At 43.2% G+C, this 26527-nt stretch carries 20 protein-coding genes; all 20 read right to left on the reverse strand.

Annotation, left to right across the window (positions count from 1 at the left end; translation table 11 throughout):
* Positions 1 to 183 (reverse strand): hypothetical protein (locus ACFFUV_RS22390; RefSeq protein ID WP_390197801.1); only part of this gene is annotated, 183 nt, incomplete at its 3' end.
* A 162-nt stretch (positions 184 to 345) separates the two neighbouring features.
* Positions 346 to 723: a hypothetical protein gene (locus ACFFUV_RS22395; RefSeq protein WP_390197804.1), complete on the reverse strand. Its 378-nt coding sequence runs from the start codon at positions 721 to 723 to the stop codon at positions 346 to 348.
* Positions 724 to 757: 34 nt separating this feature from the next.
* Complete coding sequence (locus ACFFUV_RS22400; RefSeq protein ID WP_390197806.1) at positions 758 to 3067, reverse strand: phage tail tip lysozyme; 2310 nt, start codon at positions 3065 to 3067, stop codon at positions 758 to 760.
* Positions 3068 to 3374: 307 nt separating this feature from the next.
* Positions 3375 to 9893: a hypothetical protein gene (locus ACFFUV_RS22405; protein ID WP_390197809.1), complete on the reverse strand. Its 6519-nt coding sequence runs from the start codon at positions 9891 to 9893 to the stop codon at positions 3375 to 3377.
* 194 nt (positions 9894 to 10087) lie between these two features.
* Complete coding sequence (locus ACFFUV_RS22410) at positions 10088 to 10588, reverse strand: hypothetical protein (protein ID WP_390197812.1); 501 nt, start codon at positions 10586 to 10588, stop codon at positions 10088 to 10090.
* A gap of 142 nt (positions 10589 to 10730) precedes the next feature.
* Positions 10731 to 11450 carry a hypothetical protein gene (locus ACFFUV_RS22415; protein WP_390197815.1) on the reverse strand — a complete coding sequence of 240 codons (720 nt, stop codon included), beginning with the start codon at positions 11448 to 11450 and terminating at the stop codon, positions 10731 to 10733.
* Between the two features lie 14 nt (positions 11451 to 11464).
* Positions 11465 to 12433: a hypothetical protein gene (locus ACFFUV_RS22420; protein WP_390197818.1), complete on the reverse strand. Its 969-nt coding sequence runs from the start codon at positions 12431 to 12433 to the stop codon at positions 11465 to 11467.
* 974 nt (positions 12434 to 13407) lie between these two features.
* Complete coding sequence (locus tag ACFFUV_RS22425; RefSeq protein WP_390197823.1) at positions 13408 to 13677, reverse strand: hypothetical protein; 270 nt, start codon at positions 13675 to 13677, stop codon at positions 13408 to 13410.
* A 2-nt stretch (positions 13678 to 13679) separates the two neighbouring features.
* The gene (locus ACFFUV_RS22430) at positions 13680 to 14375 is read right to left on the reverse strand and encodes a hypothetical protein (RefSeq protein WP_390197826.1); all 696 of its coding nucleotides are present in this window, start codon (positions 14373 to 14375) and stop codon (positions 13680 to 13682) included.
* Between the two features lie 670 nt (positions 14376 to 15045).
* Positions 15046 to 19533 (reverse strand): DUF5977 domain-containing protein, encoded by a 4488-nt coding sequence (locus ACFFUV_RS22435; protein WP_390197830.1) that lies wholly within the window; start codon positions 19531 to 19533, stop codon positions 15046 to 15048.
* A gap of 1 nt (position 19534) precedes the next feature.
* A complete protein-coding gene (locus ACFFUV_RS22440) occupies positions 19535 to 20341 on the reverse strand; it encodes a hypothetical protein (RefSeq protein ID WP_390197833.1) in 807 nt (268 codons plus the stop codon).
* Position 20342: 1 nt separating this feature from the next.
* Complete coding sequence (locus tag ACFFUV_RS22445) at positions 20343 to 20657, reverse strand: hypothetical protein (protein ID WP_390197837.1); 315 nt, start codon at positions 20655 to 20657, stop codon at positions 20343 to 20345.
* 649 nt (positions 20658 to 21306) lie between these two features.
* On the reverse strand, positions 21307 to 21495 hold the full coding sequence (locus ACFFUV_RS22450) for a hypothetical protein (protein ID WP_390197839.1): 189 nt from the start codon (positions 21493 to 21495) through the stop codon (positions 21307 to 21309).
* 356 nt (positions 21496 to 21851) lie between these two features.
* The gene (locus tag ACFFUV_RS22455) at positions 21852 to 22697 is read right to left on the reverse strand and encodes a DUF5977 domain-containing protein (protein ID WP_390197841.1); all 846 of its coding nucleotides are present in this window, start codon (positions 22695 to 22697) and stop codon (positions 21852 to 21854) included.
* Between the two features lie 107 nt (positions 22698 to 22804).
* Positions 22805 to 23539 (reverse strand): phage antirepressor KilAC domain-containing protein, encoded by a 735-nt coding sequence (locus ACFFUV_RS22460; protein ID WP_390197844.1) that lies wholly within the window; start codon positions 23537 to 23539, stop codon positions 22805 to 22807.
* Entirely contained in the window at positions 23472 to 23768 is a 297-nt protein-coding gene (locus ACFFUV_RS22465; RefSeq protein WP_390197847.1) for a KilA-N domain-containing protein, read from the reverse strand. The genes ACFFUV_RS22460 and ACFFUV_RS22465 overlap by 68 nt, the downstream gene beginning before the upstream one ends.
* 273 nt (positions 23769 to 24041) lie before the next feature.
* On the reverse strand, positions 24042 to 24302 hold the full coding sequence (locus ACFFUV_RS22470; protein WP_390197850.1) for a hypothetical protein: 261 nt from the start codon (positions 24300 to 24302) through the stop codon (positions 24042 to 24044).
* 210 nt (positions 24303 to 24512) lie between these two features.
* On the reverse strand, positions 24513 to 24800 hold the full coding sequence (locus ACFFUV_RS22475) for a hypothetical protein (protein WP_390197853.1): 288 nt from the start codon (positions 24798 to 24800) through the stop codon (positions 24513 to 24515).
* 81 nt (positions 24801 to 24881) lie between these two features.
* Positions 24882 to 25700 (reverse strand): hypothetical protein, encoded by an 819-nt coding sequence (locus ACFFUV_RS22480; protein WP_390197856.1) that lies wholly within the window; start codon positions 25698 to 25700, stop codon positions 24882 to 24884.
* Between the two features lie 635 nt (positions 25701 to 26335).
* Positions 26336 to 26527 (reverse strand): hypothetical protein (locus tag ACFFUV_RS22485; RefSeq protein ID WP_390197859.1); only part of this gene is annotated, 192 nt, incomplete at its 5' end.

Below are 26527 nucleotides of genomic sequence, written 5' to 3' on the forward strand. Positions count from 1 at the left end.
CTGAAATCCATTAGTAGCAAACAAATGATCAAGCCTTCTAGACTCCAACCCCATAGATTTACGTTTTTCATTCAAGGCTTCCATAACTTCCGTTATGCATACAAACCCGTCCTTGGACATAACAGAAATGTTCCTACCTAATAATTCCCTACTCTCTGATGATAAAATCAAATTACTTTTCATACCTTTACTAAAAGTTTTAAATTAATAAATGCGCCTATCCGCTCGTGATGAGTAGGTAGGCGCACAAATATAAGCAATACTAATATTATTACAAAATATAATAGCCTATATTATAGATAATAAAATCTTGAAATTTTACATATCTCAAATAATTATAAGATGCTAGACCCTTTTTACAAACAGTGATCCTATAGCTTTCACCAGATCGTAGAAGCCGGCACTACTGAACCCAACAGCTATCCCATACAGCAATGTCTCCCACCATTCACTCTCTATAAGCAATGGAGACACCTTTAGAAACCACGCTAATATACAAACCAGCATACCTATGACTACGGCGGATAGGACTTTAGCCCACTTATGGGTGTCAATATACGGCACAACCTTGGCTAACTGCGTAGCTGACATCGTGACGAAAGCCATGATGCCGGTGAAGGTAGTTAAATCAATGGTGATAGCCCCTTCTGATGGGATTACCTCTTGCGCCATCAAAGCGAATGGCGTCAATAACATAGCAAATAAAAACAACAATCTTTTCATATCTAAAACGTTTAATAATTTCACAAATATAGCATTAATTCTGGGTTCTGCTCATACCCTTTATATTAAGACTTAATCCTGGTATCATATTAAGCACCAACTGCCTTTTCGCCTGCTCCCTACGCATACGCTCGGCTTCCGCTATCTGCGCCTCTGATTGGGGGTCGTTCTTGATGTTATTAGCGATATCCTCTATAGCTTTCTTGTTAGCGCCAGATTGAGCTAGCATCTTATATAACAGATCTTGGCCCTCCTTTTCCCACCAGCTATCCACGGAAGGGCGGGAAGCCAAAGAAGGATCGGCAGGGGCTACCGTCTCAGGCACGGGCTGCTGACCTCCGTCCCCCGTGCCCGAATCCCGCTGTCCGAACTCGTATCTCATTGGCTCGTTCTCCGGGACACCGTATCTATTGGAGAACATATCGGCGAACTCAAATCTCTTCTCGTTTCTTAATGTCGATCCAAGGGGTCTCCCGTATCCTTGATTCCATGCCACGGTAGCGTCCTTATAATTCGTGGCGTTATCAAAATCAGCCTTCGAATACATATAGTAATTATATATATTGCCTTGAGCGTCCTTATCAAAGAACTTGCCTTGATTGATGTAATTCCAACCTAACCCCGGAACCTTTCCTTGATACTCATCCACGAGATAATCCAACTGCTGTGTCAATGTCGGTTTCTTTCCATACCTGCGCTGTAGCTCTTTCTTTCTAGGCCCAAGCCATTGCTGGATGCCAAAATCACCGGCGGCACCTAGGGCTTCGGTATCCCCTCCTGACTCGGCGGCGATGTTCGCCAAGATACCAATAGCTTGAGTTTGTGGTATACCCTTCTTGTCTGTCAGATAGTCCCATATCTCGTCATACACAGCCATCTTACTATCATCTGATCTACGAGGATCAACAACGTATTTGCCAGCTCCATAAAGAAGATTATTCTCAACAGCACCTCCTTTATCAAACTTATCATCATATCCTATAGATTCAAAATACCCAGGATTTCTATAAGCATAGCTTCCTTCTTTAGGCAATACTATTCTATCTCTTATCCTAAGAGGAGTATCACGCTCTGGGATAACACCCTCTACATCAAACCTCTTAAAATCATAATCATCCTTAACATCCAAGACCCTGGTATCAGGATGCCATCTAACAGAAAAGTTTTTCAACCCTCCAAGACCCGTATACTTATACTTGCGATCACTTCCCTCTTTTTTCTTTCTCAGTCTTACAGGAGAATGAGATTCATTAACAACAACCCACTCGTTAGGGCTATTTATGATTATCTCAGCCACATCATTATCTTCTGAGGCAGCCCTTCTCATGCCTTCATCTTCATATATATTTTTATACGACTTACCCTTAACCTTTTCTTTATTCAACTTAGTGTACATCGTATCAGCTAAAGCCTGTATCATTCTAGCTTGTTCCTGCGGGAGTCCAACGTATTGGGCATTATCATCATCTCCTTCAAACCTAACATCACTCTTAGGCAACCCTGATATATCACCAGTGGCATACGCCTTCCATAAAGCCTCTTCATGATCAGTGGCATAATCATCCCTCTCAATATTAAACATCATCCTGCCTAATATCCCAGGACCATGATATAACGCCGATTTAACATCGGTCTCTATACCTGGGTTGATAGCCTTATACCATTTATCTCCATCAGAATCAACCATCCCATTGGATTTATCTAATTTCTTAGCTGGAGATTTCATAGCCTTTTCTATAGATTCGACAACAGAATCTATAAGATATCTTGGCCTCTTATAAAATTCGCCATCAACTTTTATAGGACCTCCATCCTGCTTATCTTTGATCTTCTCTCCCCATAGTCCATATTTATCCCTAGGCCATATGCCGTCTATGGCATCCACATAACCAACGGGATGCTCCCCGTCCAGACGCCGGTTCCGCCGCTCGTCCGCTGGGTACAGGGCGTTGGCCAACGGCTGCGTGATATGACCCAACCCCTTATCCTTGGAACTCGACATAGCATCCACCACAGTCCGATATACAGGTCTTAATTTCTCAGGCAAATACAACCCCGCCTCATCAACCAGCTCGCCTATCTTCTTATTTATACCCCTAATGCTGAAATTATAATTACCCATGCCATTATTCAACGGAGACAACGCACCTCTTATCCCATTCATACCCTTAACAGCAGCTCCTCCGCTAAGGATATCAAACTCCGGGGATACGTTCCTTAAAGGACTATCATCCATACCCCTGAAATACATAGGACGCTCGCCTCTTACGACACGATCAAGATCCTCCTTATACAAATCCTTTATCCATGAAGGGATTTCCTCTTTCTTGTCTTTCTTAGCCATAAATCACGTTTTCTACAAAGATATACATAATCGGATGCAGGATAAAACAATAGGCGAGTACATGATCTTAATCACCTACCCGCCTACGCTTTTCAATGCATGTGATAAGCCGCTAGAGCTTTCTTAGCCGAATCCCTCGACTTGTACTTGGCTGGCCATAACTTTCCGGTCTTGTTACTAACTACTCTCCAATCACTTCCTACTTTCTTGATGCACCCCGATTTAGGGCACTTACCTGATTTACTAACAGCAGATCTCTTTTTCACCATATCATTGCGTATTAACAGTTATGCTATAATCACCTAAATCAATAAATTTTCTCGTCATTACTAAACCATCTTACTATCATCTTGAACCGGCTCTCAATATCATTCACGAACCTTGCCAAGAACCAATCGCCACGAAGACGATCACGCCACCTCCGGTGATAATCGACAGTCCTGGGGTCGATCTCCCGGCCAATATCGTTCACGTCCTTAACCCATACCGGTAGGTTATTAGTATCGTCTTTAACCTCGTTGAAGTAGTCGTTGATATTGATCTTCTGATCAACCTCCGTCACCAGTATATCACGGCTATCGTCGTTAGTTATAGGATATCTTAGGCGCTGGCTCATGTCGTTCTTATCGGCGATGGTCATCCTAAGCTCTCCACTGTTGTTGGTATCGTTATAGAACCATGCCTTATTAAATCCAGTTGTTCTTCTAACCTGATAATTAACCTCATCCTGATACCTTCTGGCATCCATCCGATATTGGTAGTTCGTAAGGATCTTATTCACATACTGCTCACGGACAGGTACCTCTATGACGAACGGATATAGCTTACCATAAAATACCTGATACGATTGATTGGTTAAGCCATGAGACCACAATCCCACTTCTCGACTATCACTAGAATAGTTCTTACCAGACTGAAAATAATGCTGGTGCTCGATATAATAGTCAGGGGTGTATGATAGATATGATTTCCACTCACCCTTCAAACAATTATATCCAACGGTAAAGGAGACATCCGTGAAATGGCTGGTGTCCGAAAGCTCCACCGCCTGCCCGTTCCTGTAGAACCGGCCTCCCCTGAATTGGTACTCGCTTGGATTCCCTACCGGTATGTAATCCCTCTTGGTTATCAATACCCTCTTGAAACGATTATCCCAACCCATGGACAGACCTATACCAAAGAACTTGTTATCGATATCATAATAAGACAGCTCAGCATCCGTATCGGCGTTATATATCCGGCTACGGATGATCTTCATCTGAAGATGTTCCTTAAACCAGTTTCTAAGCCCCGGTGTGACCTCCGTAAGATTCCTGCCATTAGAATCTACCTTGAATACCTGACCACGCCTTAAATCGACCCAAAAATGCCCAAACTCACAACTGACCATATCCCGGCTCTGGGTTCCGGAATATCCTAACGTCGTATTATTATACTCGATACCACGAGAGGCGAAAAGACCACCTGTACCTAGCTCACTATTCTCCGGGGATATTCTCTCCGCCAACACGTCTATAGCGTTGTACAGCCCTACCTGATTCTCAAAGCGGGCTAATATCTGATCCGACTCTATCCCCTTCATGCTTATGAGTTTCCCAAATGAGGTCTTGAACTCATGGTAATCCATAGGCTTGTACGACAGCCAAGGGTCGGTCATGCCGTTCTCCGAAACGTCGGCGGTGCTCCATATGACGCCGTTGGGTCTTTGGTAGGCGCAGTCCCAAAAATTGCTATCATACGTCTCTGGTAATGACCTTCCGCCTAGCGTAAAACGATTCTTGTACACAGGACTCATCTTAAACACATTATCCCTTGATATAGGGACATTACGCTCTTGGGTCCATGATATATAATCCCCTACTTCTGGATAGAAACCCTCATAAGGCTCAGACCCAGCTATACGGAAATTACAATTAATCTCAGACTCCACTAGAAACTGAGGTATGCCGTAAAAATACAGAAAGAAACGACCACTAAGATACATATCCCCGGTCTTGCAAGCCATCTCATAAGCACTCTTACGGCTAGGGAACGAATATAGCGATCCAGTATCCGTGTCAGTCTTATTAAGATAATCCTCCCCGGTATCATAATTAACAAAATAACGTGGATACCCGATATTCCTATAGTCATAGTAAGGGAATGGTATCATATCTCCCTGACCAAACTGGGTCAAGTAAAACATAGGCATTTTTCTTTTAAGCGAGAATCTGGATATAAACACATCACCTCCAAAAACAGGTTTACGCTCACCCTCATCCATCAACCCGCAACCACCTAACGATACCCATCTGATATCCTCTATCTGCCCGTATTGAGCCGGAGAATATTTCTTTATCCTCATATAGGGGCAGGACACGAAAGATTCACGTGTCATAAAATGAGGCGTCATACCAGCCACCTCATCGTTACGAATATTACACTCATCCTGAATACGGCTGGTATCATAACTTGAAACCAACTCCGGATATTCAAGCATATACTTATCCATACCAAATGACATGAACAACGAATGCTCACGATCGAGGTTGTTTATGACAATAGGCTTACCGCCTACTACTTTCCCTTGTGATGAGATATCCGTTACCGGATACAATCCGCTTTTAATATACTTAGCCGTAGATAATCCACGCAACTCTGATGCCCCTGTTTTTTGGTAAAATAGATTATAATGAGCGACAGAAGTATAATAATAAGCGTAATTCCATCTAGGTCCCCTATCTATCAAGGCCGTTAACCACTGATACCTGTACTTCCCTATATCCACGACAGACTGGGAGGTAGCCTTGGCGATACCTGTAGCCAGACGAATAGCCGTCATAGCTATACCCACCGGGTTGGCCAAAAACATCACGCCTCCACCGACATATTGCTGTGAAGCCGACTGATATGTATACTCAGCTATAGCGGATATTAAATTAGCCATAGCCTCCACCGTAGCCAATGACGTTGCCATACTATAAGCCTTACTTCCTAATATCGTCCATTTAGGGTGATCCTCCACCTCCCTGAATATACCAGAGGATTTACCTAATTGATAACCATCAACAAGGCACTCAGTGGGAGCATCAGGCTTGTTGAAGGCAATATCAGGGCTTAAGAATGAATACCAGATATTACCCTTCCTATTAAACGGATGCGTTATAAAATTCTCACGATTAATATCCTTATAGATATACATATCATCAGACAAATCGTTGTAAGGATAATTAGGATAAAGGTTAGCCGATCCGTCGGGATCATCGTACTTAAACATATCATAAGCCAGACCGGTACCGATAACGCTCTTATCCAATGTCCTATCGCCCCTATACAACTCATATCCTATTATGGAATCCCTTCTATCCTTATCTATAAGGCCATTCTCTACCGCTATATCCAGAAACTCATTAACGATATCGTCATCAAGCATCACCCCCATAGGATAAATATAGGAGTCAACTCCATATTGACCGGTCAGTTGAGACGGATTACCCATAAAAGGAGCGACAGAGTTATCCGGGAACTTGTAATGACGTATAGGTTTCTGACAAAATGTGGTTGACGTATTGGGGTACTCAGCGTTATCCCCATTACCAGTGAAGTAAGACTTATCCTCAACGGATTTAGGAGACCCATAGTATTTCGTCAAAGAATCTATTATATCCTTCCTCTTCGATCCTCCCGACGATATCCCGATCTTACTTGAATCATACAACTCAAAATTAGCCGGATACTTATTGATAGATTCCCAATAACCAAAATCACCATACTGATAAGGTCTAGGAGCACAATCAGCGGGTTTATCTCCACATGAGATGCATTTCGCCTCATATGTGACAAATCTCCTTAATTTCAGTTCTTTCGTAAAGAAGAATACGTATTTCACCTCCAGTGGCCGAATGCCAAAACAGAACGGGGCAGGGAAAATGGCGGTGCCGGCCGTATAGAATCCTGCAAGTTCCTTCATGTCCTGCCTCATGGCGAAACCGGTGAAGAACACACATACCGCTGGCTCAATACAAACATATATCTTATGGAAAGTAGTCTTGTCATCATTCCAGAACAAGTACTTTGGCATCATAAATATCTTATGATCCACGTAATTCACTATAACACCTTTCTTGGCATCATTAGCCAAAGGATTAGGAGCCACGGTACCTTCCTTATCCGAGAAAAATGTTATACGAACCTTGTTGTATGATGATGAGTCACCGATCGGATAATTATAGTTACCCATCATCTCTATATACATAATACCGTTATCAGGATCGGATAAACCGCTTACGTATTTTTCGTAATCCAACTCCACCCATCTGGCGTATGAGGATACATGTGGATAGAACTTGAAATAAGTCAAGTTGCTTCTACCGAACCAATTGGTCTTGGCGTCAATATCATTCTGCACAGACACACGATCTTCCCAATCAGTAGATATGCCGGTATTGAACTTAGAGTTATCACCATCACCAAAAAGACACATGGCGTTCTCAATACCAAACTGACTCTCATATTGAGGGAAGTACTTTTTCATTGAATCCATCAATATATCAAGCATAGTCTCGGTATGCTTCTTGCCTTCCCACCCATCGCCTTGGAATAAGAACGTACATTTACCCAATGACCTACCTCCTTGGAACGTGGGTAGTTGAACATCATTAATAGTAGGATTCACGTAAGGATCACCTACCGAACACCCATTAGTACATACACCCTCATCATATAACTGCCGGACATTAGACATATCCTGACACAAGACCAAGGCGGAAGAATCTATATCAGACGGGAATTTGTCCTCATCCTGACCATCCAGCCATTCTTGAACCAGATCTATGATATTCTTACCTCCACTGGAGTAATTATCGAAATCACACAATACAGAAAATTTCCTTTGTGACTCGGCGTTACTTTGCATTAAGGTGGTAGGCTCTGTCTCCGTATAATCACTAGCCAACTTATATGTAAAATCAATCCTAGAATCCACCAAAGAGTTTTTATCCAATATAGTCCTGGTCTCTATCCTCTCGATATCATCACATCCACTAGGGAAATCGGGAGCCTTTATACCGTCTTGATCCTCTGGCAATGATATAGCAGCGCATAACTCGTCAGTAATACCTACATTAGATTCTATGATATCACACAAGTTCTCTATATTATCAGCGATATAATCAATAGCATCATCTACCGTAACATCTTCCCCCATCGTGTTGATAACGAATTGGGTCTCTCCTACCGTGGCATATTCCTGCTCTACATATCTGAGTTGCTTAACATCTAGCTGATTCTTGCATTCTCCCCCAAAATCATCAAATCCCCAAGACGGGTCGTTTATGATCTTTGCCGTATTCTTAAACTGCCAAAGATAACGGCGGCTGTTCCCGGCGCACTGCGGGTTGTTCTCCAATACCGAAGCCGCTGATAGGTCTTCAGAGTTGCCGTCCTCATCAACGATAACCTCCATCTCCTCCCTTGTGGCCGGACGAGGGATAAGCGGGAATCTAGCCGTCCTGTATCCTGTATTGGTAAAGAATCTTATACCCAACGGATATACCTCGTCACGCATGAAAGAGGCGTATTTAGAGCAAGCCACACCGTCTTTATATAGATTCTCCGTGGCTATCGATGTCTGCCATTTAACGAAATGACCCAAGAAATTAACGACCGGTTGAAGATTCCATTCATTCTCCACGGTCAAGCCGTATTGAAGAAGACGATTCCCAACAGACGTCATGCCTCTGGCTGTCTTATATACCGGTATTTCCTTGGATAACTTCTCCATGGTCGTACGCTCGCTATACTGATCCGTAAGGTAATAGATGGTCCTTTCCGTTATCGGATGTATACCTTCTACGAAATACTCAAGAACCGGGCTTTGCTCACCATTAAACCCAACCGTGTTCTGTATAACACCTATCTTATAATGAGATACCTGCTTATCTATATTGGATACAGTAAGCCGGATACCCATGTTGGTTGATTTGCCCCATAAGCCATCACGAATGACTATATCCTGACGATCGAATATCATGATAGGGTTGGTCAATGAGCAATATCCGGTCTTCTCTATCCCGAACTCATCGCACAACGCCACGCAGAACTGGTAGGTCCCGGCACGCAGGCTTCCCCCGAACTCCACGACCTCAGGCTCCACGCACGGGGCCGTCAGCAGCGGGAATACCAGTAGCTTCTCGCAAGCCAGCCTACACCTCTCTATTGGCTTATCATCCCCACATGTCTTATATCCATGATAATGATACCAGAAGTCACCATCATCATCCGGATTAAGTGCCTTGTCAACCATAACATATCGCTGGGGGTTATATCCATCAGTCCAGTATATCACCTTACCACACTTCTCATCCTTGATCTCTATATCAAAGATCGGGTGATGAATGGAAAAGTTAAGACAAGGGTCATCGGTCCCATCCTCTATCAACACCTCCATCAAATCACATATCTCATCGAAACGACCATCCGACTCCTCAAGCCTCTCGCCAAGGATACGATGAATATCTTTCCCTGATCCCGCTAATTGATCCTCTACGGTCTTGACATAATCCAATGACCTCATGAACGTGATCTTAGAGGTGTTGTTATCAGGATTCACCAGAAAGAAATAAGTGTTATCACCAGCTATATCATTCTTATACCCAATAACCTTATAGCCATCAAATCGCTTACATAAAAGGGTACTAGGCTCGTTCTGGATCTTAAGCTGACTCCCATCGTCACCCTCTATGGTAGCGTTCAAGGCGAAACTGTACTCAGACGGGGATAGGTCCTGTGGATGCTTATCCCTGTTCATCCCGGAATCGGGAACCGCTATATTAGAATTATTTTGCACGATGTTATGTTTTTCGCAAATATAGCAAATCCGCCAGATAATCACTTATGTGGCGGATTCTAATAAACTGTACGTATTATGCAAAACATTCAAATCGCACAAAAATAGAAAATCCTTCTGACTCTTACAAGCCAGAAGGAAAATCTAAACACTTTGCAACGTTTACCCCTAATGAAAATACAAAAACATAATAATTATGGATTTTTCCCCATGTAGCTTGATTGCTTGTCGGCGTCCTCTACGGATATGTAGAAGAACCCGTTAGTCACGTATCTCTCATTGACGTCCACAAAATCAGTAGATCCTTTGTCCACCCCTTTCTTCGATCCCTCATCACACACAGCGACCAGACTATTAAAGTCATTGGAATAACCTACGACTACACCGTGCATATCCCGATTTCGAGGATCGAATACGTACCTCATCTTACACCTATCGTAAGCTAACTCTAAAGAGCTTTTGCTTAGCCTCTCATCTAATCCAGCACCCGCTACCAAGGCCAAAACGCTCTTTGATATGTCACTCATGGTGGTATCCTTGGCCGGAGCCTTAGGTATAGAAACGCCTTCCATGACAAAATCCAACGCCTTATCTACAAGACCATCGAAATCATCATCTCTTATATAATCCTTAAGCACCTCCAGTATATATAACCGGACATGGAGTTCGTTATTGACATCATTCAATGTAATCATAATACTAGTTTTTGGCAAAGCTAGATTATTTCTGTGCAATAAAAGATCAAATATGTCATAAGCGAAGGACTAAAAAAATAAAAACTCCCCCATCCTCACGGACGAGAGAGCTGATAGATATTTGTATTATAAAAAAGAATAATCACTCACCTATTCTTACAATACAGTCACGAGACTCCTTGTTATAAATCATCGTACCTACCTTAGAATACAAGGTCTTTATATTTTGCCAATTATCCTCGCCGTGAGCGGATACGTTAGTAGGGGCATCACCGGTATAAACCTCCTCACCTCCTATGTTGACAAAATCATATCCACGTTTCTCCATCGTTCCGCCCTTATAAGCTGTAAATTTGATAGTTACATTCCCTCTTTCTCGACCGCCATACCAGTTGCCGTATATACCACATCTGATCTCAAGAGGTAATTTATCGTAATTATCGCCATCCAATAACGGCCCCATCTGGATCAAAGCTGCCTCATTACCTGATTCCATGTTATCACCACCGTGGATAAGATAATCACCTACCCGCTCCTGCGTGGTCTGGTACTGTTTACTCCAACCAACCAGCTTGCCGTCCACGTCCGGGAGGCCGGTGTTGTCGAAGCCGGTTGCCGTGTCGAAGTCAATGCCGTCCTCGTCAGCCCAGATATACCTAAGCACAAGGAAATCAAACTCAGGGATGATTACCACCGGAACCGACTCCTGCCTGCACACGAACGTCTTCTCCTCCTTGGTGCCTTCTTTTATAACCTTGTACGTAGCCTGACGTATTTCGCCAGTCTCATTGATATCAGCGGTAACCCTAACCTCAGCAGGGCCGGTACCACTTGTCTTATCTAAATGCATCCAATCAGCCATATCATCGTATTTTGTTAAATAAGTTTAATATACTTATCAAAAGCGTTGGGCCACATACGCTCATGAGACAGCATCCTTCTCCTATTATCCTCAGCCAGTTCCCGATAATCATTTAACGTGATCATCGACATCTTAAGCTCCTTCATAGCCCTAGCGAACTTACCCGGCTCTTGTTGGGCGTATAGCTTATAAGCTTCACCAGCGCCTTGTATCAAGCCATTCACGGCAGCGTTCTCGAAGATCTTCATCTTGATATACGTCTCGACATAATCCTCAAGATAACCTAAATCCGTCTCAGGTATATATGGTAGACCATCCTCATCCTTAGGAGTAGCCCTGTATACGATATAAATAAATCCGTCAAAGCCGGTATACATAGTATTGCCGGATATAGTTATATCATAATTATCCCAAGCGTATTTATCCCGATACTTATCAGCGGCGCAATCACGCCTCAATCCACGACCTATAGATAACCTTACTGGGTGATGGTAATGGAAACGAACCTCATGGGATCCGATATAAATCTTCTCCGTGATCGTCTTCTCAAACTCTTCCTTACAACACTCGGTGCAGGAGTTCCAACGAAACCCGCGCTCCGTGCGCTCAACCCAGCCGATCTCGTGTTGGAGGTCAGCCTTAGACTTATCGCCGCCAGGGATCTCGCAAACAAGAGGCTCACACCTGTAAGCGTCAAGCATGTCGAAGAAATCGGATGGTAATACCGCCTGCTTGTTACTGGTCTTGATAACCGCCTCAGACATGATGGCTATAACACCCCCAAACCTTTTTAAAGCGATCTCAGCCCACCTATAAACAGATGAGGTATCTATAGCCCCGCTATCATCGTATTTATGTAAATCGGCCTTGATCTCGGCCAATAAGCCCTTTATCGTCATATTTAAGTCTTTTGCACAAAGATATGTATTTGAATCCGTGATACAAAAAAAATCTAATCTACCCTCACGAGCTAACTGGATCATAGAAACTTCTACAGCTTATAAACCCATTTAACTCCAAATACCTTACTTTCCGATTCAACTTCCCGGTACAAGAACTTATATCTCCTTCCAGACTCCATAGCCATCCTACACTCCTTGTTTAATGCTGGAGAGATATATAAATGAAAATACTTATTCCTCGGCATAAAATCCATACACGTATGGACGTAAGAATATCCACCTGTCCCACGCCTGTTTATAGTCCCGGTAAGTTTATTCAGATATATCTTACGGTTGGGATTAATCTTATGACATAGATAACCGATGTTATTTATATAAACCCCGCCCTCATTATCTAAGTACTTATCACGTATGACTTTCCAGATCAACGACTGACATTCGAGAATATCATTCTTCTCCACGATCGTATGCTTCCTCCTCTTTCCGTTCTTAGACATAATAGACCTGTAGAACCGAAGAAAGTATTGATCAAGTATTTTAAACGACTTAACTTTCATGCCACAAATATAACAATTCTATCCTAATTCGAGTAATATTTAGATGACTTTTGGTGTGAGTGTAACGGTGATAAGGCCGCACTTACCGCCGCGGCACAGGCTGACGCACAGAGACTAGCGCAGGAAAAAGCCAACGCTATGGAATGCGATTGCCCCAAAACATGGAGCGCTAGTGTAACGACGTCTAGCGGAAGCGGGAAAACGATAAATTACACCATACAGTATAATAATCCATGTGGATCGGGAAAGACGTCTAGGATGACTATAGGATACAAGAAAACGAATGGTCAATGGGAATACGAGACGAGAATAGTCCCTATTCCTTCCGGATCAGGGACTTTCTCTGAATCTACAACAACCAACTACGGGATATCATCTGGAGCTTACGCTTATTACGAGGATGGTCAAGGAAGTGGATCTTGTTGACAATAAAAAAGGAGGGGTTAGTTGGCCTCTCCTTTTTATTGTATATACATTATGGTATATAATTATCTATGTTTATATAAATCTAAGATCCTTTTTCTTTGTATGATTCAATATCCTACTGATATGTCTTGTACTAAAACCTGTTTTGTCTTTTATCTTATCATAGATATAGTTCTTTGATACGTATGCTGACATCTCTCCAAGATCCTTTATAATCTCATCATACATATCATGTATCTCATTATATTTTATGATTGAGCTATCTCTCATTCCTCTTTCCCCGATACCATCAACAACATCCTCAGCACCGAAGAAATTGATTATAGATCTTATTATGTTCATGCTTATTGAATTTTTTGCGTTTTCTTATTAATATCCATATCCGGATTCTCATCCGTAGGTATCTGTAGTTTGGTTATCGTCTCCCTTAACGTCTCAGATACCACATATTCCAGTAACTTATCAGGGCATATGAAATCATAATCCCATTGAGATATACATGGATCATCTTTTTTCGTTCCACATCCCCCTAGCTCTAACGCAGCTTTTCTGTCAAGGGTTATAAGATCCACGTTTATAGCCTCTATATTTATATCAGGTATATAGATATATCCATCATTGACGTAATAATAGTATTGATCTATATTACCATATTTACGTTCCTTGTTATTAGCGTATTTCCTTAACGATATAGGAGTAAATATAATATCATCCATGATGTTCGATACCTTTATAATAGCCGGTCCTATACGGGTATATATCATATCGGGAAGCCTTTTCTTGGATCTCATAAGTATCCGGCATAACTTAAACTCATCAAAACAGCAATCAACCTTCCGGACTCTCTCCATCTCCAGACAATTGATATGGGTATATAGCGATTCCTCGCCGAACAAAGTACCGTCAGCGTATTTCTGGGCTATATACGATCTGGCTTTCTGCCTTCCTATAGATAATATCCACCTCCTACTGACATGAGCGTCCTTATTGATGGAGTTCATATCATTTATGATCCTAGATACAAATTCTGAATTTTTCATGCATGAAATACTAAGGAGGGGATATACCCCTCCGGTTATTACTTCTTTTTCTTAACCTTGCCTCCACATTTCATTTGAGGTTTCTTTTTCTCGGAGACTTTGCCTCCTTCTGCCATCTTCTTTTTCTTAGCACATGCCATAGTCTTACTTTTTTTTAATGTTAGTGATACAATATTAGTCATTTCTATCGAAAATAGAATAAACGAGGTTGATGAAACTACCAACTTACCGCCGCGGCACAGGCTGACGCACAGAGACTAGCGCAGGAAAAAGCCAACGCTATGGAATGCGATTGCCCCAAAACATGGAGCGCCAACGCTAGGCTGATCGGTAATCCTTGTAATGGCCTGTCTGGTTCTACATCCATCTTAAGGTGCTCCTATGAAGTGTCTTACAATAATCAATGTGGATCATCTAAATCAATAACTGTAACTGTTATTGGTAGTAATGATCATGGACAAGTCGTTACGGCTGGAAGTACTACCGTAAGTATACCTACTGGGTCTGGTAAAAAAACCGGTGTCATAGGTTTTAATTTAGGAGTACAATGTGGAACCATAGATGTTTCTGGGGTAGGATCTGGGAGCTGTTAAGATTCTGATGTATAACAAAAAAAGGAGAGGCTAATAAGTCTCTCCTTTTTATTAAAAAACCATTACAGCAGTGATTGTCAACAATTACCTGAATTATGACCAGAGATTGTTACATCTCCACATACCACTTCTCGGCTAAAATACATACTTCCACTCTTGCTTCCAGATCCCGGGGGAATTGTGAAGCTAGCGCTATTGACCTGCTCTTCTCCGTTTTGTGTATATCCTACACCACTCACAGAGCCAGATATAAATCTACCACATTGATTATTATACGTAATCGTAAATCCTCTTGATGTGACAAGTTGCGCATGACTCATGCAATCATTATTCATAGATACAGACCATGACCACGTCTTCTGCTCCGGGCAATCGCATTTCATAGCGTTGGCTTTTTCCTGCGCTAGTCTCTGTGCGTCAGCCTGTGCCGCGGCGGTAAGTGCGGCCTTATCACCGTTACACTCACACCAAGCGCCATTGTTTCCGCCAGAAACCCAGTAAGCGGAAGCCTTCGGAGCCGTACATCCTGACGGACAACCTTGCTTGGTAGCAGTAGCCTCTACATAATCATTACATACTCTTCCCTTGCAACCCGCATCCGCTAATGCCTGAGCTTGAGATCTAAGACGCTCTATCTTATCGCTAGCCTGAGCGTTGGCAGAAGACGTGCTAGAAGCGCATATAGATCCAGAAGGTACACTCGGATAGGAGATCGTTACTCCACAAGGTCTATCAGATGGACAATTCCTACTAGTAGCAGATCCTCCTTGGGAACCGATCGTATTACAGCAAGCAGATCCATAGCTTATATATTCATCTCTTCCACAATCATTTCTATATAAAGCTACACTTTCGCCAGATCTACACTCAGCCTCTCCTATTCTACTCCAAGAATTAGGATCACAACATCTATCACAAGAACCACCTGAACATCCACAATCGCAAGACTCATGCAACCTGTTCTCAGTCTCGTCAGAGTGACATCCAGCGCTATCAGTCCTTCTATATCTAGCCCAAACATCACCACCTGAGCAATAGTTTCCGCCATCATAGCTCCAACCACTCCAATTAGGAGGAGTATCCTCGCAATCTCCGTTCTTATTAGCGTAAGCTTGAGCGGCGGCTCTGGTAGCTGAATTGCTTCTGAATGCCTCTTGAACCTTGTTATTGGCGTCAGCCTGAGAGACCGTTGATGTTATAGGATCTAATCCTAACGAGCTATAAGGAACTGATATAGCCACACCTTGTTTACAAGAGCCGCAATTATCCTTGTAGAAAGTAGCGCTTCCAGTACCGGTCCATACACAAGTGCCATGCTGGTTAGCGTAATCTTGTCCTTTCTGATCTAGGATCTGCTCTGCCTTGCTTCTGGCATCCGCCAAAGAAACCTTGCTGGTGATAGCCGTGCCGCCGTTGGCTTGTGTGGAGGTCACCGTTATCCTCTGGCCTACCCCGCCTTCGGCGCAGTTGTTCTTATAGAAGTCACGGCTTGCCACGTAAGTCCAGGTACATCCTCCGTTCTTATTGGCGTAAGCCTGACCCTCAGCTCCACGAACGGCATTCTCAGCTTTCTTATTGGCGTCAGCCAAAGATATGTTGGAGGTGTACGGATGTCCCGGAAGCTTGCTGCTGCTTACGGATACCATGTCTCCTACGCCGCCATCAGCGCAATTGTTCTTCTGGACCTGACCGGTATAGCTTCCTGTCCACGTACAAGTACCCTTCGAGTTAGCTACGCTCTGTCCCTGAGCCGTAACAGCCGCCAATGCCTTGGCGTTAGCGTCAGCCTGAGATACACATGACTTGAACTTGCCATCAGAGCTAGGACTTGGATCCGTAACATCATTCTGAGTCACGGTAACGGAGCTTCCAACCCCACCATCCGCACATTGACGAGTGAAGGCCTTAGATGCCGTACCAAACCAGAAGCATATCTTATTACCACCAGCTATATACCGCTCTTGATTATCAGGATCAGTGTAGCAGGTATTGGTATTACGTTGATGTAATTTAGAGATACAATCCTTGCATACGGTTTCGATAGTCTTCCAAACCGGTTGCTCATCCTTAGTATGACACGTGTCATCATAGTTCTTGTTAACGAACGCCTGACCCATCCTATCGATGTAGGCCTTAGCCAAAGCGTCAGCCTCCTCTTGTGAACGGGTAGAGGTGAAGAGCTGACCCATAAGATCCGGGGTTACGGTAATAGGATCAGCATACTGGCAAGTAGGACACTTAGGAGTGAACTCCTTACTATAATTACCGACATATATCTTCAACTCATCACAAGTACCACGATCGTTGGCTATGGCCTGACCTTGTGCCTTGACAGCGGCCTTAGCAAGCTCATCAGCGGCGAACTGGCTCTCGTATGAGTAGAATGGGCCTCCGGTTACATCGGCCTCAGTAACGGTAACTGAAGACGGGATAAGACCGGACGGACAGTTATTCTTCTCGAACGCCTCGCTATAATGACCGGTATATTTAGGAGCCTCATGACAAGTGCCTTGCTCATCGGCTATCTTCTGGCCTTGATTCATTACAGCGGCCATAGCCACTAAATTAGCCTCATCTTGAGATACGCAAGACTGGAACGGATGACCTTCCACCATATCTTGTGTTACGGTGAACGGATCTCCTACCTGATTAGCGCCACAATTGCTCTTCGTAAACTCGAAGCTAGCCTTACCGGTATACATAGTAGCGTTAGAGCAAGTACCCTTGGTATTAGCCAAAGCCTGCCCTTGAGCTTGTACTGCGGTCATAGCCATAGCGTCAGCAGCGGTCTGGGAGTCGTTGGACTGGAATGGGTGTCCTTCTACCATATCTTGAGTGATCATCACCTTAGATCCGATCTTGCACTCACCACAGTTGTTTCTCGTGAACTCCAAGGAAGCACGGCCAGTGTACGTACAAAGGGCATGGATATTGGCGAGAGCCTGTCCTTGGGCGTCAACGGCAGCCTTAGCCTTGCTGTTGGCATCCTCTTGAGACACGGTGGAAGTAAATGGATAACCATCAACCATCCTATCGTTTACCATATAAGTTCCACCAGTACCAGTACCACAATTGTTACGGGTAAACGTACGTGCATAAGTACCGGTATATACAGGAACCTTCTCACACTTACCTTTCACGTTAGCCACATCCTGACCTTGGGCCTCAACAGCGGCCTTAGCCTTGTTATTGGCGTCATTCTGAGACACGGTAGACCTGAAGTCTCCTGTCACCATAGTCTCGTCTACAACAACCTTGGTGCCGTATTGGGTCTCATCGCAATTATTACGGGTAAATTCCTTGCTATATTTACCATGATATACGACCTTCTCCTTACACTCACCTTCAAGGTTAGCCTGTTGTTGGGCGTTAGCCTCAAGATCGGCCTTAGCCTTATTGTCAGCATCCTCCTGAGAGATAATAGAGAAGTACTTACCAGCGGCTACGACATAAGTATAAGGTTGACCGATATGGAACTCATCGCAATTGTTCCTAGTCACGGTCTTCTCCATTCTTACGTTATAGTAGACGTTAGTCTGGCAGTCACCACGCTCGTTGGTGATAGCTTGACCTTGCGCCTCCACAGCGTCCTGCGCCAGCTTATTGGCGGCATCCTGTGATACTGTAGAAGTAAACGGATAGCCGGTACACATCTTCTCATCCACGGTAAAGTCAACAGGCGTAGAACCTTCAGGACAATTGGTTCTCTGGAATACCTTAGAATACGATCCGGTAAATACCGGTATCTTCTCACAATTACCCTTGATATTGGCTATATCCTGACCCTGAGCCTCTACAGCGGCTTGGGCTAACTTATTAGCCTCCTCCTGAGATACGATGGATCTAAAGTCACCTTCTACCATAGTCTCGTTAACAACCACATCCGTTCCGTATTGAGTGGAGTCACAATTGTTACGGGTAAAGGTCTTGCTAAACTTACCATAGTAGATGTTCTCCTTAGGCTTACACTCACCTTCCAGATTAGCTTGTTGTTGACCATTCTTTTCAATATCCTCAAGAGCCTTCCTGTCGGCGTCCTCTTGAGAGATAGAAGACACGTACTTACCCTCAGGTACGATGTAAACATATTCCTGACCATCACTGAACTTATCACAATTGTTACGGATAAAGGTTTTCCTTTGCTCCTCGTTATACCAGATGTCAGTTATACACTCACCATGCTCATTAGCGTACTTCTGTCCGTTAAGAGCTATATCCCCCATAGCCTTAGCGTCAGCGTCCTCCTGTGAGATAAACGACTTGTACGTCCGTTCCTCAACCACATACAAGACAACCGAACCGTGCTGGTTGGCTAGACAGTCATCCTTGGTAAACGGCTGAACCATCTTGATATTATAATAAACGGGCTTGGCGTCCTGAGCTATCATATACTCCTTGACAATACTACCGTCCTTTGACGTTATACGGAACTTAGCCGTACAGATCTGACCGGTGTAATTAGCCTTGTATACGATGTTAAGCTTATTATCGCCTACCCCATGGCTCTTATCGTTAATGGCAAAGCAATTACCCTCAACGCAATTCTTATCTACTTCCCTTGCCATGTCAATCCTCCCCTATTCTCCATGAAACATTATCTCCGGCCTCTACCCTTACGATTTGAGTATCACCATCCTTATTAAGCGTCAACTTTTGCGGATCCACGTTAAAGGGTGGTTCCGGTTCCGGCTCCTCGCTGCCATCTCCGCAAGTGCAACATACCAGCTCAATATCATACTCAGTGTTAGACTTAATATCAATAACAACCTGACCGTTCTCACCAGTCACGTTATCAAAGTCATGATCAAGTATAATATAAGGTATATCATTAGGCTGTTGATTGATATTAACAACCTTGCCATTCAAGACGAACATCTCATGATGCTCCTCGTTATCCATATTCTTAGGCATGGCTATAACGAAGCTAGCGTCATACAGGTCAGTAGCTCCCGGATCCTCAGGATCGGCGTACACCACGTATCTGCTATCCTCGTCAGGTATCTTAACGGATAACCCGTTGACGTTCATAGACACCATATAGCATTTACTTACCGAACCACCAAGGGTAAGGCAGGAGGCCTTGACCGAGGCGGAGTTAAGCTTGGCGTTGATGACCGCCGTCCCACCCTCCATGTCGAACATGATATTGGCCGGATCTACGCTCACCCGCTCAATACCCTTCTGGGTTATGGTAGCGAGTTTCGTTACCTTGCCTTTCTCGACCGCTACGTAAGTCTCCCTAGGCAACCTACCCATCCATCCCGGCTCTACTTTAATAGCCACCTTATCAGGGCCGGTACCGGAAATCTTGTCGTAGGACACCCATGAGGAACCTTGCTCGATCTTAGCAAGAATATCTTTTAAATTATTCATATCATTCCGCTTGAGTTATAGTCCATTTATCACTCTTACCTACGATAATCTCCAGAATCTGCTCACCGCCCTCAGGAGGATACTCGAAGTTAGTAGGCTTAATCTCAAACACGCTGGCGCCACCACAACCAAGATCGCAGATCATGTCCGGCAACCATCCCTCCTCGAAAAAACGCTCTATAAGCTCCCTGACGGCCTCTGAAAAAGAATCAAGCTCCAACCTGTCTGCTGGGACAGACCCTTTCTTAAGTGTCTCACCACATACCCAACCGTCACACTCGGAAGCCAAGACCGTATCATACACTCTCTTAGCCATAGCATGAAGTATTTAAAATATTACTATTCAATGTAGTATATACGATATTAACATCAGCGAACTCATCGCCCATGCAATACCTTTTCTTGAACCTAATGGATCTACCAGAAACGACATACCCGTCGTTAGGTACGATAGTACCGCAGTAGGTCACGCTAAGAACATTCAGAGGCTCGTATCTTAACCTTACGGCCTGCACTCCCTTAAACGAATCCCTTTGGATGGACGCCGTTGCTCCAGATACGGCAACCAGCTTCCTTACCAGAGACTCGATTACGCTATTCATGCCATCTCCGTTCCTGATATCTGCCTCAGGAAAAGACTGACCATCATATATGATCTGGGAACTGTGGATACTACATTCATCCCCCGGTCTATATTCCGGCTTACATGGATTACAGTTATTCCTCATATCAAATCAATTTATTAATCATTCTCCTTAATTCAAGTATCTCAGCATCCCTGTCCCGTATAGCCTTTATCATAGCGTTAAGGACATCAGACATATCGCAGCTGGGAGATAATCCCAATGACTCCACACGTACCTTGTCTCCTGGATAAACACAGTCGGTGCTCATGTACGTAGAGCACGGTACTTTCGTATCGTCTACAGTAGGCCTGTATTGTTTCTTGTTACAACCATTCATTGTTACCATACCTCCTCTTCAGTTCCGCTATCGCCACCGCCATTACCGGCGTTGACAAGCTCGTTTATAATCTTCTTCAAATCCAGAACCTCGCGATGGTATAAATCTATCTGCTTATCCCTAGACGCTATAATACGCCTCAATGAGTCTACAACGACAGAGATATCAGTGCCTTTCTCTATACCGTCCACCACCAACTCATCACCTGAGTATAAGACGCATTTATCATATAAAACTATAGGACATCCATAGCCAACACAAGGCTCGTCCTGACAATCCCTATCGCAAGGATCACAAGGATCCTCAGGGCATTTGTTAAGAAACCTATCTATCTTAACGCCATGACAGCATTCTTTAGGACGCTCCCTCGAATGATCATGACAACAACCACCTGTATTACACATATTAATAATATTAATGTTTTTAGCAAAGATACTTATTTAGTTTGATTATAAGACAACGAGACGCATGAAACAATAAGAGGTAGAGACCATAAGCCCCTACCTCCAAACACTAATCTAACATTATGGAAAACACAAACGCATTCTTACCAATAACATTGATCCTCTTGATCAATATTCTCAATCCATTTCTCGCACTCAAGATTAAGATCGGCGTACTCCTGCCCCTCTACCATCAAAACCTCACGGGCTTTGGCGTTGGCATCCTCTACTGATATCCATGATCTAAACCTATTGGCTTTGATAGAATAATATACCCTACCTGATTTATATCCAAACGGACATACCTTCTCAAACCAATCACCGATCGTAGTATTATAGAATACAGGGGAGCAACTACCCTCGGCGTTAGCCTTCTCCTGACCTTCTTTCATGAACTTCCTATAAGCTAACGTATCAGCATCAATCTGGGATATATCGGATATGACGGCTCCGGCTGGCAATTCATACACAATACCTTCTTTACCTGATGTCCCAGCCTTACAATCGTTCTTGTAGAAAACGCCACGAAAAGGCTGTGAGGCCCAGTCCTCGCAGCAAGCCCCAACAGCGTTGGCCTCCCCCTGCCCGATCCTTCCAAGTTCCACCATCGCCTTATCATTGGCGTCTTTCTTGGATACGTAAGAGACGAACCTGCCTTTCTCTACACATACCTGTTCCTTAGATCCCTTACCGCTTACGCAATTGTTCTTAATAAACTCATCGCATACCTGATCATTATACCATACAGCCGGTATTATGTCGGCATATGTGTTGGCGTAATCCTGACCGTTGGCATTGACATCATCCTCAGCCTTATTGTCAGCCTCTTCCTGCGTATCACCAAAATAAACATCGGCCGGAACCCGGTAGTCAACAGAGCCGCCCACGTACCCGGCAGGCGGGTTGTTTCTGGTGAACGTCCGTACTATTTCTTTATTTCCATATATCATCGTAATCCACTTTGTCACAAAGATAAATATTTTACCGACATGAGGCACATAACCGTAAATGCAAATACGCAGTTGCCTGATTATCATTTTTTTGGGCAAAAATGGAATTAATTATCCCAGTGATTAAACGACTCCGATCCGGCGAACACCCCATAGTCCCTAAACATACCTCCACACAATATGAAATCACTTTTCTTGCTACCATTTATAGATGACAATATGTATTTATATCCCTTGCCTGTTATGTAAATAGTCCTCGCATATATAACCTTACCAGATTCGGTGCATATATTCTTATCACGATAATGAGCAAACTCTTTCCTTACAGCATTAGCCGTAATCTCCCAATCTCCATTAACCTTAACCCTTTTGACTATTATCTTTATCTTAACAAGAAAATCACGTAGACATCTATCACTTATGATTATATCATTCTGCTCAAGTTTCTTGGCCAAATCCCTTATCAGCAAATCTGACTCTCCAGACATGATAAATGACTCGGAAAACTCTATATCCTCTCTCTTCGATTCAAGAGCCTTAGCCATCTCCTCGGCTTTGGCCTTCTCCTCTAACGCCAGCTTCTCGGCGGCCACCCTGCCACGATATTCCTTAGCCCAAGCCTCAGCAGCGGCGGGAGGATCATTAAAATCAGGAATCACGCATTTGCCTGTAGTGAGAAGCTCTTTAATCCTATCCAAACACCATAACCTAAAATCAACGCTAAGCCACTGAGCGAAATCTAAAGCCAGATTCTCGCACATCCATGTGCCAGGATTAACCGTACCCCCTGATAATCGTAACAGGCTGAAAATCAGCATTACCATATTTTCTGGTAATGGCATTAATTAACTCGTTTACAGAAGATAACGATAAATAATCATTTGGTCTTTTTCTAAACGGTTTTGCCATTTCGGTAGCATTCACATAAGTGATACCGTTCTCTGTTTTGAAAGTTATGTCACAACCGTTGTAGCTAAATATTGTAGATAATCCGTTTTCGTTGGATTTAGACGCCAAAATCCTACTACTATTATTCATAGAATCATTGGAAATAATTATATTTGCACTCATAATAAATTAACCTATGTCCATTATATCGTGAGATATGATGGACATGCAAAAATAGCCAATTGAATCGTCTATGACAAATCAATTGGCTATTTTTTATATCCAACGCATAAAGATACTTTACAACTTACAAGAGTATCTATCTAATCTACTTGTTTAGAAGACCCCTTACAAATTGGATACTTGATTAACAGATACCCAATATCTAATAGTACCTCATAAATAAATATCCATACCGTTGATTATCACCAATGTCGATTTTTCTCCATTGGCTTATCATCCATTGCAAATCTTATCTTCCAGCGCATAAAGTACCTTAGCCACAGTCTTATCGCCACTTACCTTCACGCAAGACTCTCCGAGGTCCCGGACATCTATAGCCTCCCTGATACGGGTAAGCTCGTCATATATCTCCTCTATCACGTCGGAGATTATAACGCACTCATCAGAGTCCTTATACTTTGACCACTCTGGGAAATCACCCTCGTAAGGCACGCAAGTGGACGGGGTTATATGTGAACAACTGTATTTTTTCATACTAGTAACCTGTTAATATGTTCCTTTAACGATCTTATCTCATCCGGGCATAACCCGCAATCATTATCGCATAATGACCTTTGCAGACGAATTATCTTGCCCCAATAAGATACATCGGGCTTGTCCCCGATCCTATACCTATGGTACCTCATGTATCCACTCCATTGGCAAGAAAGCCATTCATCTACGACCTTACATAGATCTATTCTATCAAGGTTTGATATAGATTGCGCGCCCATCTAGTATCTCCTTTCTCATTTCTTGTACCTCCTCGTCAGGCGGGCATCCATATGGCAGGTTCTTGATCCACTCACGGATCTTCTTCTGCATGTTGAGATAGACGATACCCACGTCACCTATGGTACGGGTCTGTTTGTATATGCTCACCACGTCACGCTCCATGGTCTTCAACGGATCGAGCATGACCATACAACCGGCGGTGCTCCTAGAAGCGTATTCCATATCGCTAACAACGGTAGAGGAAGCACGATTCATCATACTTCTCTCAATTCTTTCTCTCTCGGCCTTTAACGCCTTTTCCTTACAAGTATTACAACCCACGACTAAATATTTTTATGTTTAACAATCCACGCAATTAGTAGCCATCTCAAGAAGCCCTCCGACACGATCAATAATCTCATGAGCGGCCTCTATGTTATCCAACCTGACGTTAGCCTCCGCTACAGCCATAAGCGTCTCCATCTCCTGTATCTTGTCTATAAGATCCTTATCCTTGTCCTCGCATAAGACATCAGTCTTGATCCATAGCCGGTCGAGACGTCTGCGTATAAGATCCGTCTTAAGATACTTGCGACTGAAGTTGTAAGTAGAAGGGCTACCTATGATCTTGATATCATATATACCATCAGGTAGATCAAGGTACTTGACATTACAATCATCGTAATTAAAGCAATTGAGGCCTAATGTTAGGCTAGTAAAGGTATTGACCTGATTCTTGCCAAGGAACAACGTAGCGGGGTCGGACATGCCCGGCGTAGTGATCTCGATGATCGCCTTCCTGTCCTCCAGCAGCCCCCACTCGGACTCATCCAATACCTGCAATACCTTTGGATCACGTGTCTCTAGCACCTGAAATGACAGCCGAATATCATTCATATTAACCTTCTTATCGTACCGGCATAAGCTATCGTCATAACGGGCTTGCATATCAAGATCCGGGATATCGGTATAATATGTCTTAACCTCATGACCGTTGATAAACACCGATGTTATCTGACAAACATGAGACCTAGCGACATCAAAAAATACCATCCTTACATTACCCTCATAATCGACTCCCGATGTCGGGTATGTTAGTATCTGGGTATTATACTCACCATCGTTACGCCTAGCTACGACAGTAATTACGATAGGCTTCTCTATATCGTAATCATCCATGATAATCCTAGCGGCAAACTTATCATGAATTATCTTCGGTATGATATTGATCTGATTCATCTTAATATATTTTTCACAAAGATACTAATTTGATCGATAAAACAAACGAGGCTATAAGATAAGAGCATCAAGAAGATCCTGCTCGCTTAGAATTATACCTCCATTGATAGCCATAGACATAGCTAAATAAAGACATAAGCATGTGAGATCATATCTAAGCATTCTACTCCTAAGAGACACGATAAACTTTTTGAGGTCAGGATTATCCCCAGCCAAAGACATATAGCCGCTAAAAAGGAACGTATTGTATATAGGATCGGATGTAGATGATTTGATATCGCTGTAAGACATACCACAAATATCTACCCACAATCTTATAGATTTGACGACTATCTCCTTTACGAGAGACTTATTCAACAAACATCCGAATCTGACCAAAGCCACTATATCTCCCCACTTCTGATCGGATATCTCTTTAATAACATACATCGACCCATTCAAAGGATCTTTTACGACAGATGACAGTATATTCTTACATCCAATGGAATCCGATAGTTCTTGGATATTAAACATATTATTATCGTGGTTAAATACGATGGATATATCTCCACCTCTTATGATACTAAAGCTACTCATCACGAATCCTCCACAAAAGAATTAATATCAAAACAGTCATCATAAGAGCATAGGCCAGGCTCATATCCTTCCTTGCCATCCTCTATGTCAGAAATAGCTCTATCAGCAATAGATCTTAACTCTAATAGACTTACACCTAAAAAATCTAAGGTCTCTTTCAAGTACTTATATAAGGACGAGGTTTTAACTTC

The organism is Vibrio olivae, assembly GCF_042428525.1.
Lineage (GTDB): Bacteria > Pseudomonadota > Gammaproteobacteria > Enterobacterales > Vibrionaceae > Vibrio > Vibrio olivae.

What these genes read in the sequence shown, in the direction of transcription:
- ACFFUV_RS22395 (WP_390197804.1), bottom strand. Translation starts at nt 723, where the DNA reads ATGAAAAGATTGTTGTTTTTATTTGCTATGTTATTGACGCCATTCGCT.
- ACFFUV_RS22400 (WP_390197806.1), bottom strand. Translation starts at nt 3,067, where the DNA reads ATGGCTAAGAAAGACAAGAAAGAGGAAATCCCTTCATGGATAAAGGAT.
- ACFFUV_RS22410 (WP_390197812.1), bottom strand. Translation starts at nt 10,588, where the DNA reads ATGATTACATTGAATGATGTCAATAACGAACTCCATGTCCGGTTATAT.
- ACFFUV_RS22415 (WP_390197815.1), bottom strand. Translation starts at nt 11,450, where the DNA reads ATGGCTGATTGGATGCATTTAGATAAGACAAGTGGTACCGGCCCTGCT.
- ACFFUV_RS22420 (WP_390197818.1), bottom strand. Translation starts at nt 12,433, where the DNA reads ATGATCCAGTTAGCTCGTGAGGGTAGATTAGATTTTTTTTGTATCACG.
- ACFFUV_RS22425 (WP_390197823.1), bottom strand. Translation starts at nt 13,677, where the DNA reads ATGAACATAATAAGATCTATAATCAATTTCTTCGGTGCTGAGGATGTT.
- ACFFUV_RS22430 (WP_390197826.1), bottom strand. Translation starts at nt 14,375, where the DNA reads ATGAAAAATTCAGAATTTGTATCTAGGATCATAAATGATATGAACTCC.
- ACFFUV_RS22435 (WP_390197830.1), bottom strand. Translation starts at nt 19,533, where the DNA reads ATGGCAAGGGAAGTAGATAAGAATTGCGTTGAGGGTAATTGCTTTGCC.
- ACFFUV_RS22440 (WP_390197833.1), bottom strand. Translation starts at nt 20,341, where the DNA reads ATGAATAATTTAAAAGATATTCTTGCTAAGATCGAGCAAGGTTCCTCA.
- ACFFUV_RS22445 (WP_390197837.1), bottom strand. Translation starts at nt 20,657, where the DNA reads ATGGCTAAGAGAGTGTATGATACGGTCTTGGCTTCCGAGTGTGACGGT.
- ACFFUV_RS22455 (WP_390197841.1), bottom strand. Translation starts at nt 22,697, where the DNA reads ATGATATATGGAAATAAAGAAATAGTACGGACGTTCACCAGAAACAAC.
- ACFFUV_RS22460 (WP_390197844.1), bottom strand. Translation starts at nt 23,539, where the DNA reads ATGCCATTACCAGAAAATATGGTAATGCTGATTTTCAGCCTGTTACGA.
- ACFFUV_RS22465 (WP_390197847.1), bottom strand. Translation starts at nt 23,768, where the DNA reads ATGAGTGCAAATATAATTATTTCCAATGATTCTATGAATAATAGTAGT.
- ACFFUV_RS22470 (WP_390197850.1), bottom strand. Translation starts at nt 24,302, where the DNA reads ATGAAAAAATACAGTTGTTCACATATAACCCCGTCCACTTGCGTGCCT.
- ACFFUV_RS22475 (WP_390197853.1), bottom strand. Translation starts at nt 24,800, where the DNA reads ATGATGAATCGTGCTTCCTCTACCGTTGTTAGCGATATGGAATACGCT.
- ACFFUV_RS22480 (WP_390197856.1), bottom strand. Translation starts at nt 25,700, where the DNA reads ATGGATGATTACGATATAGAGAAGCCTATCGTAATTACTGTCGTAGCT.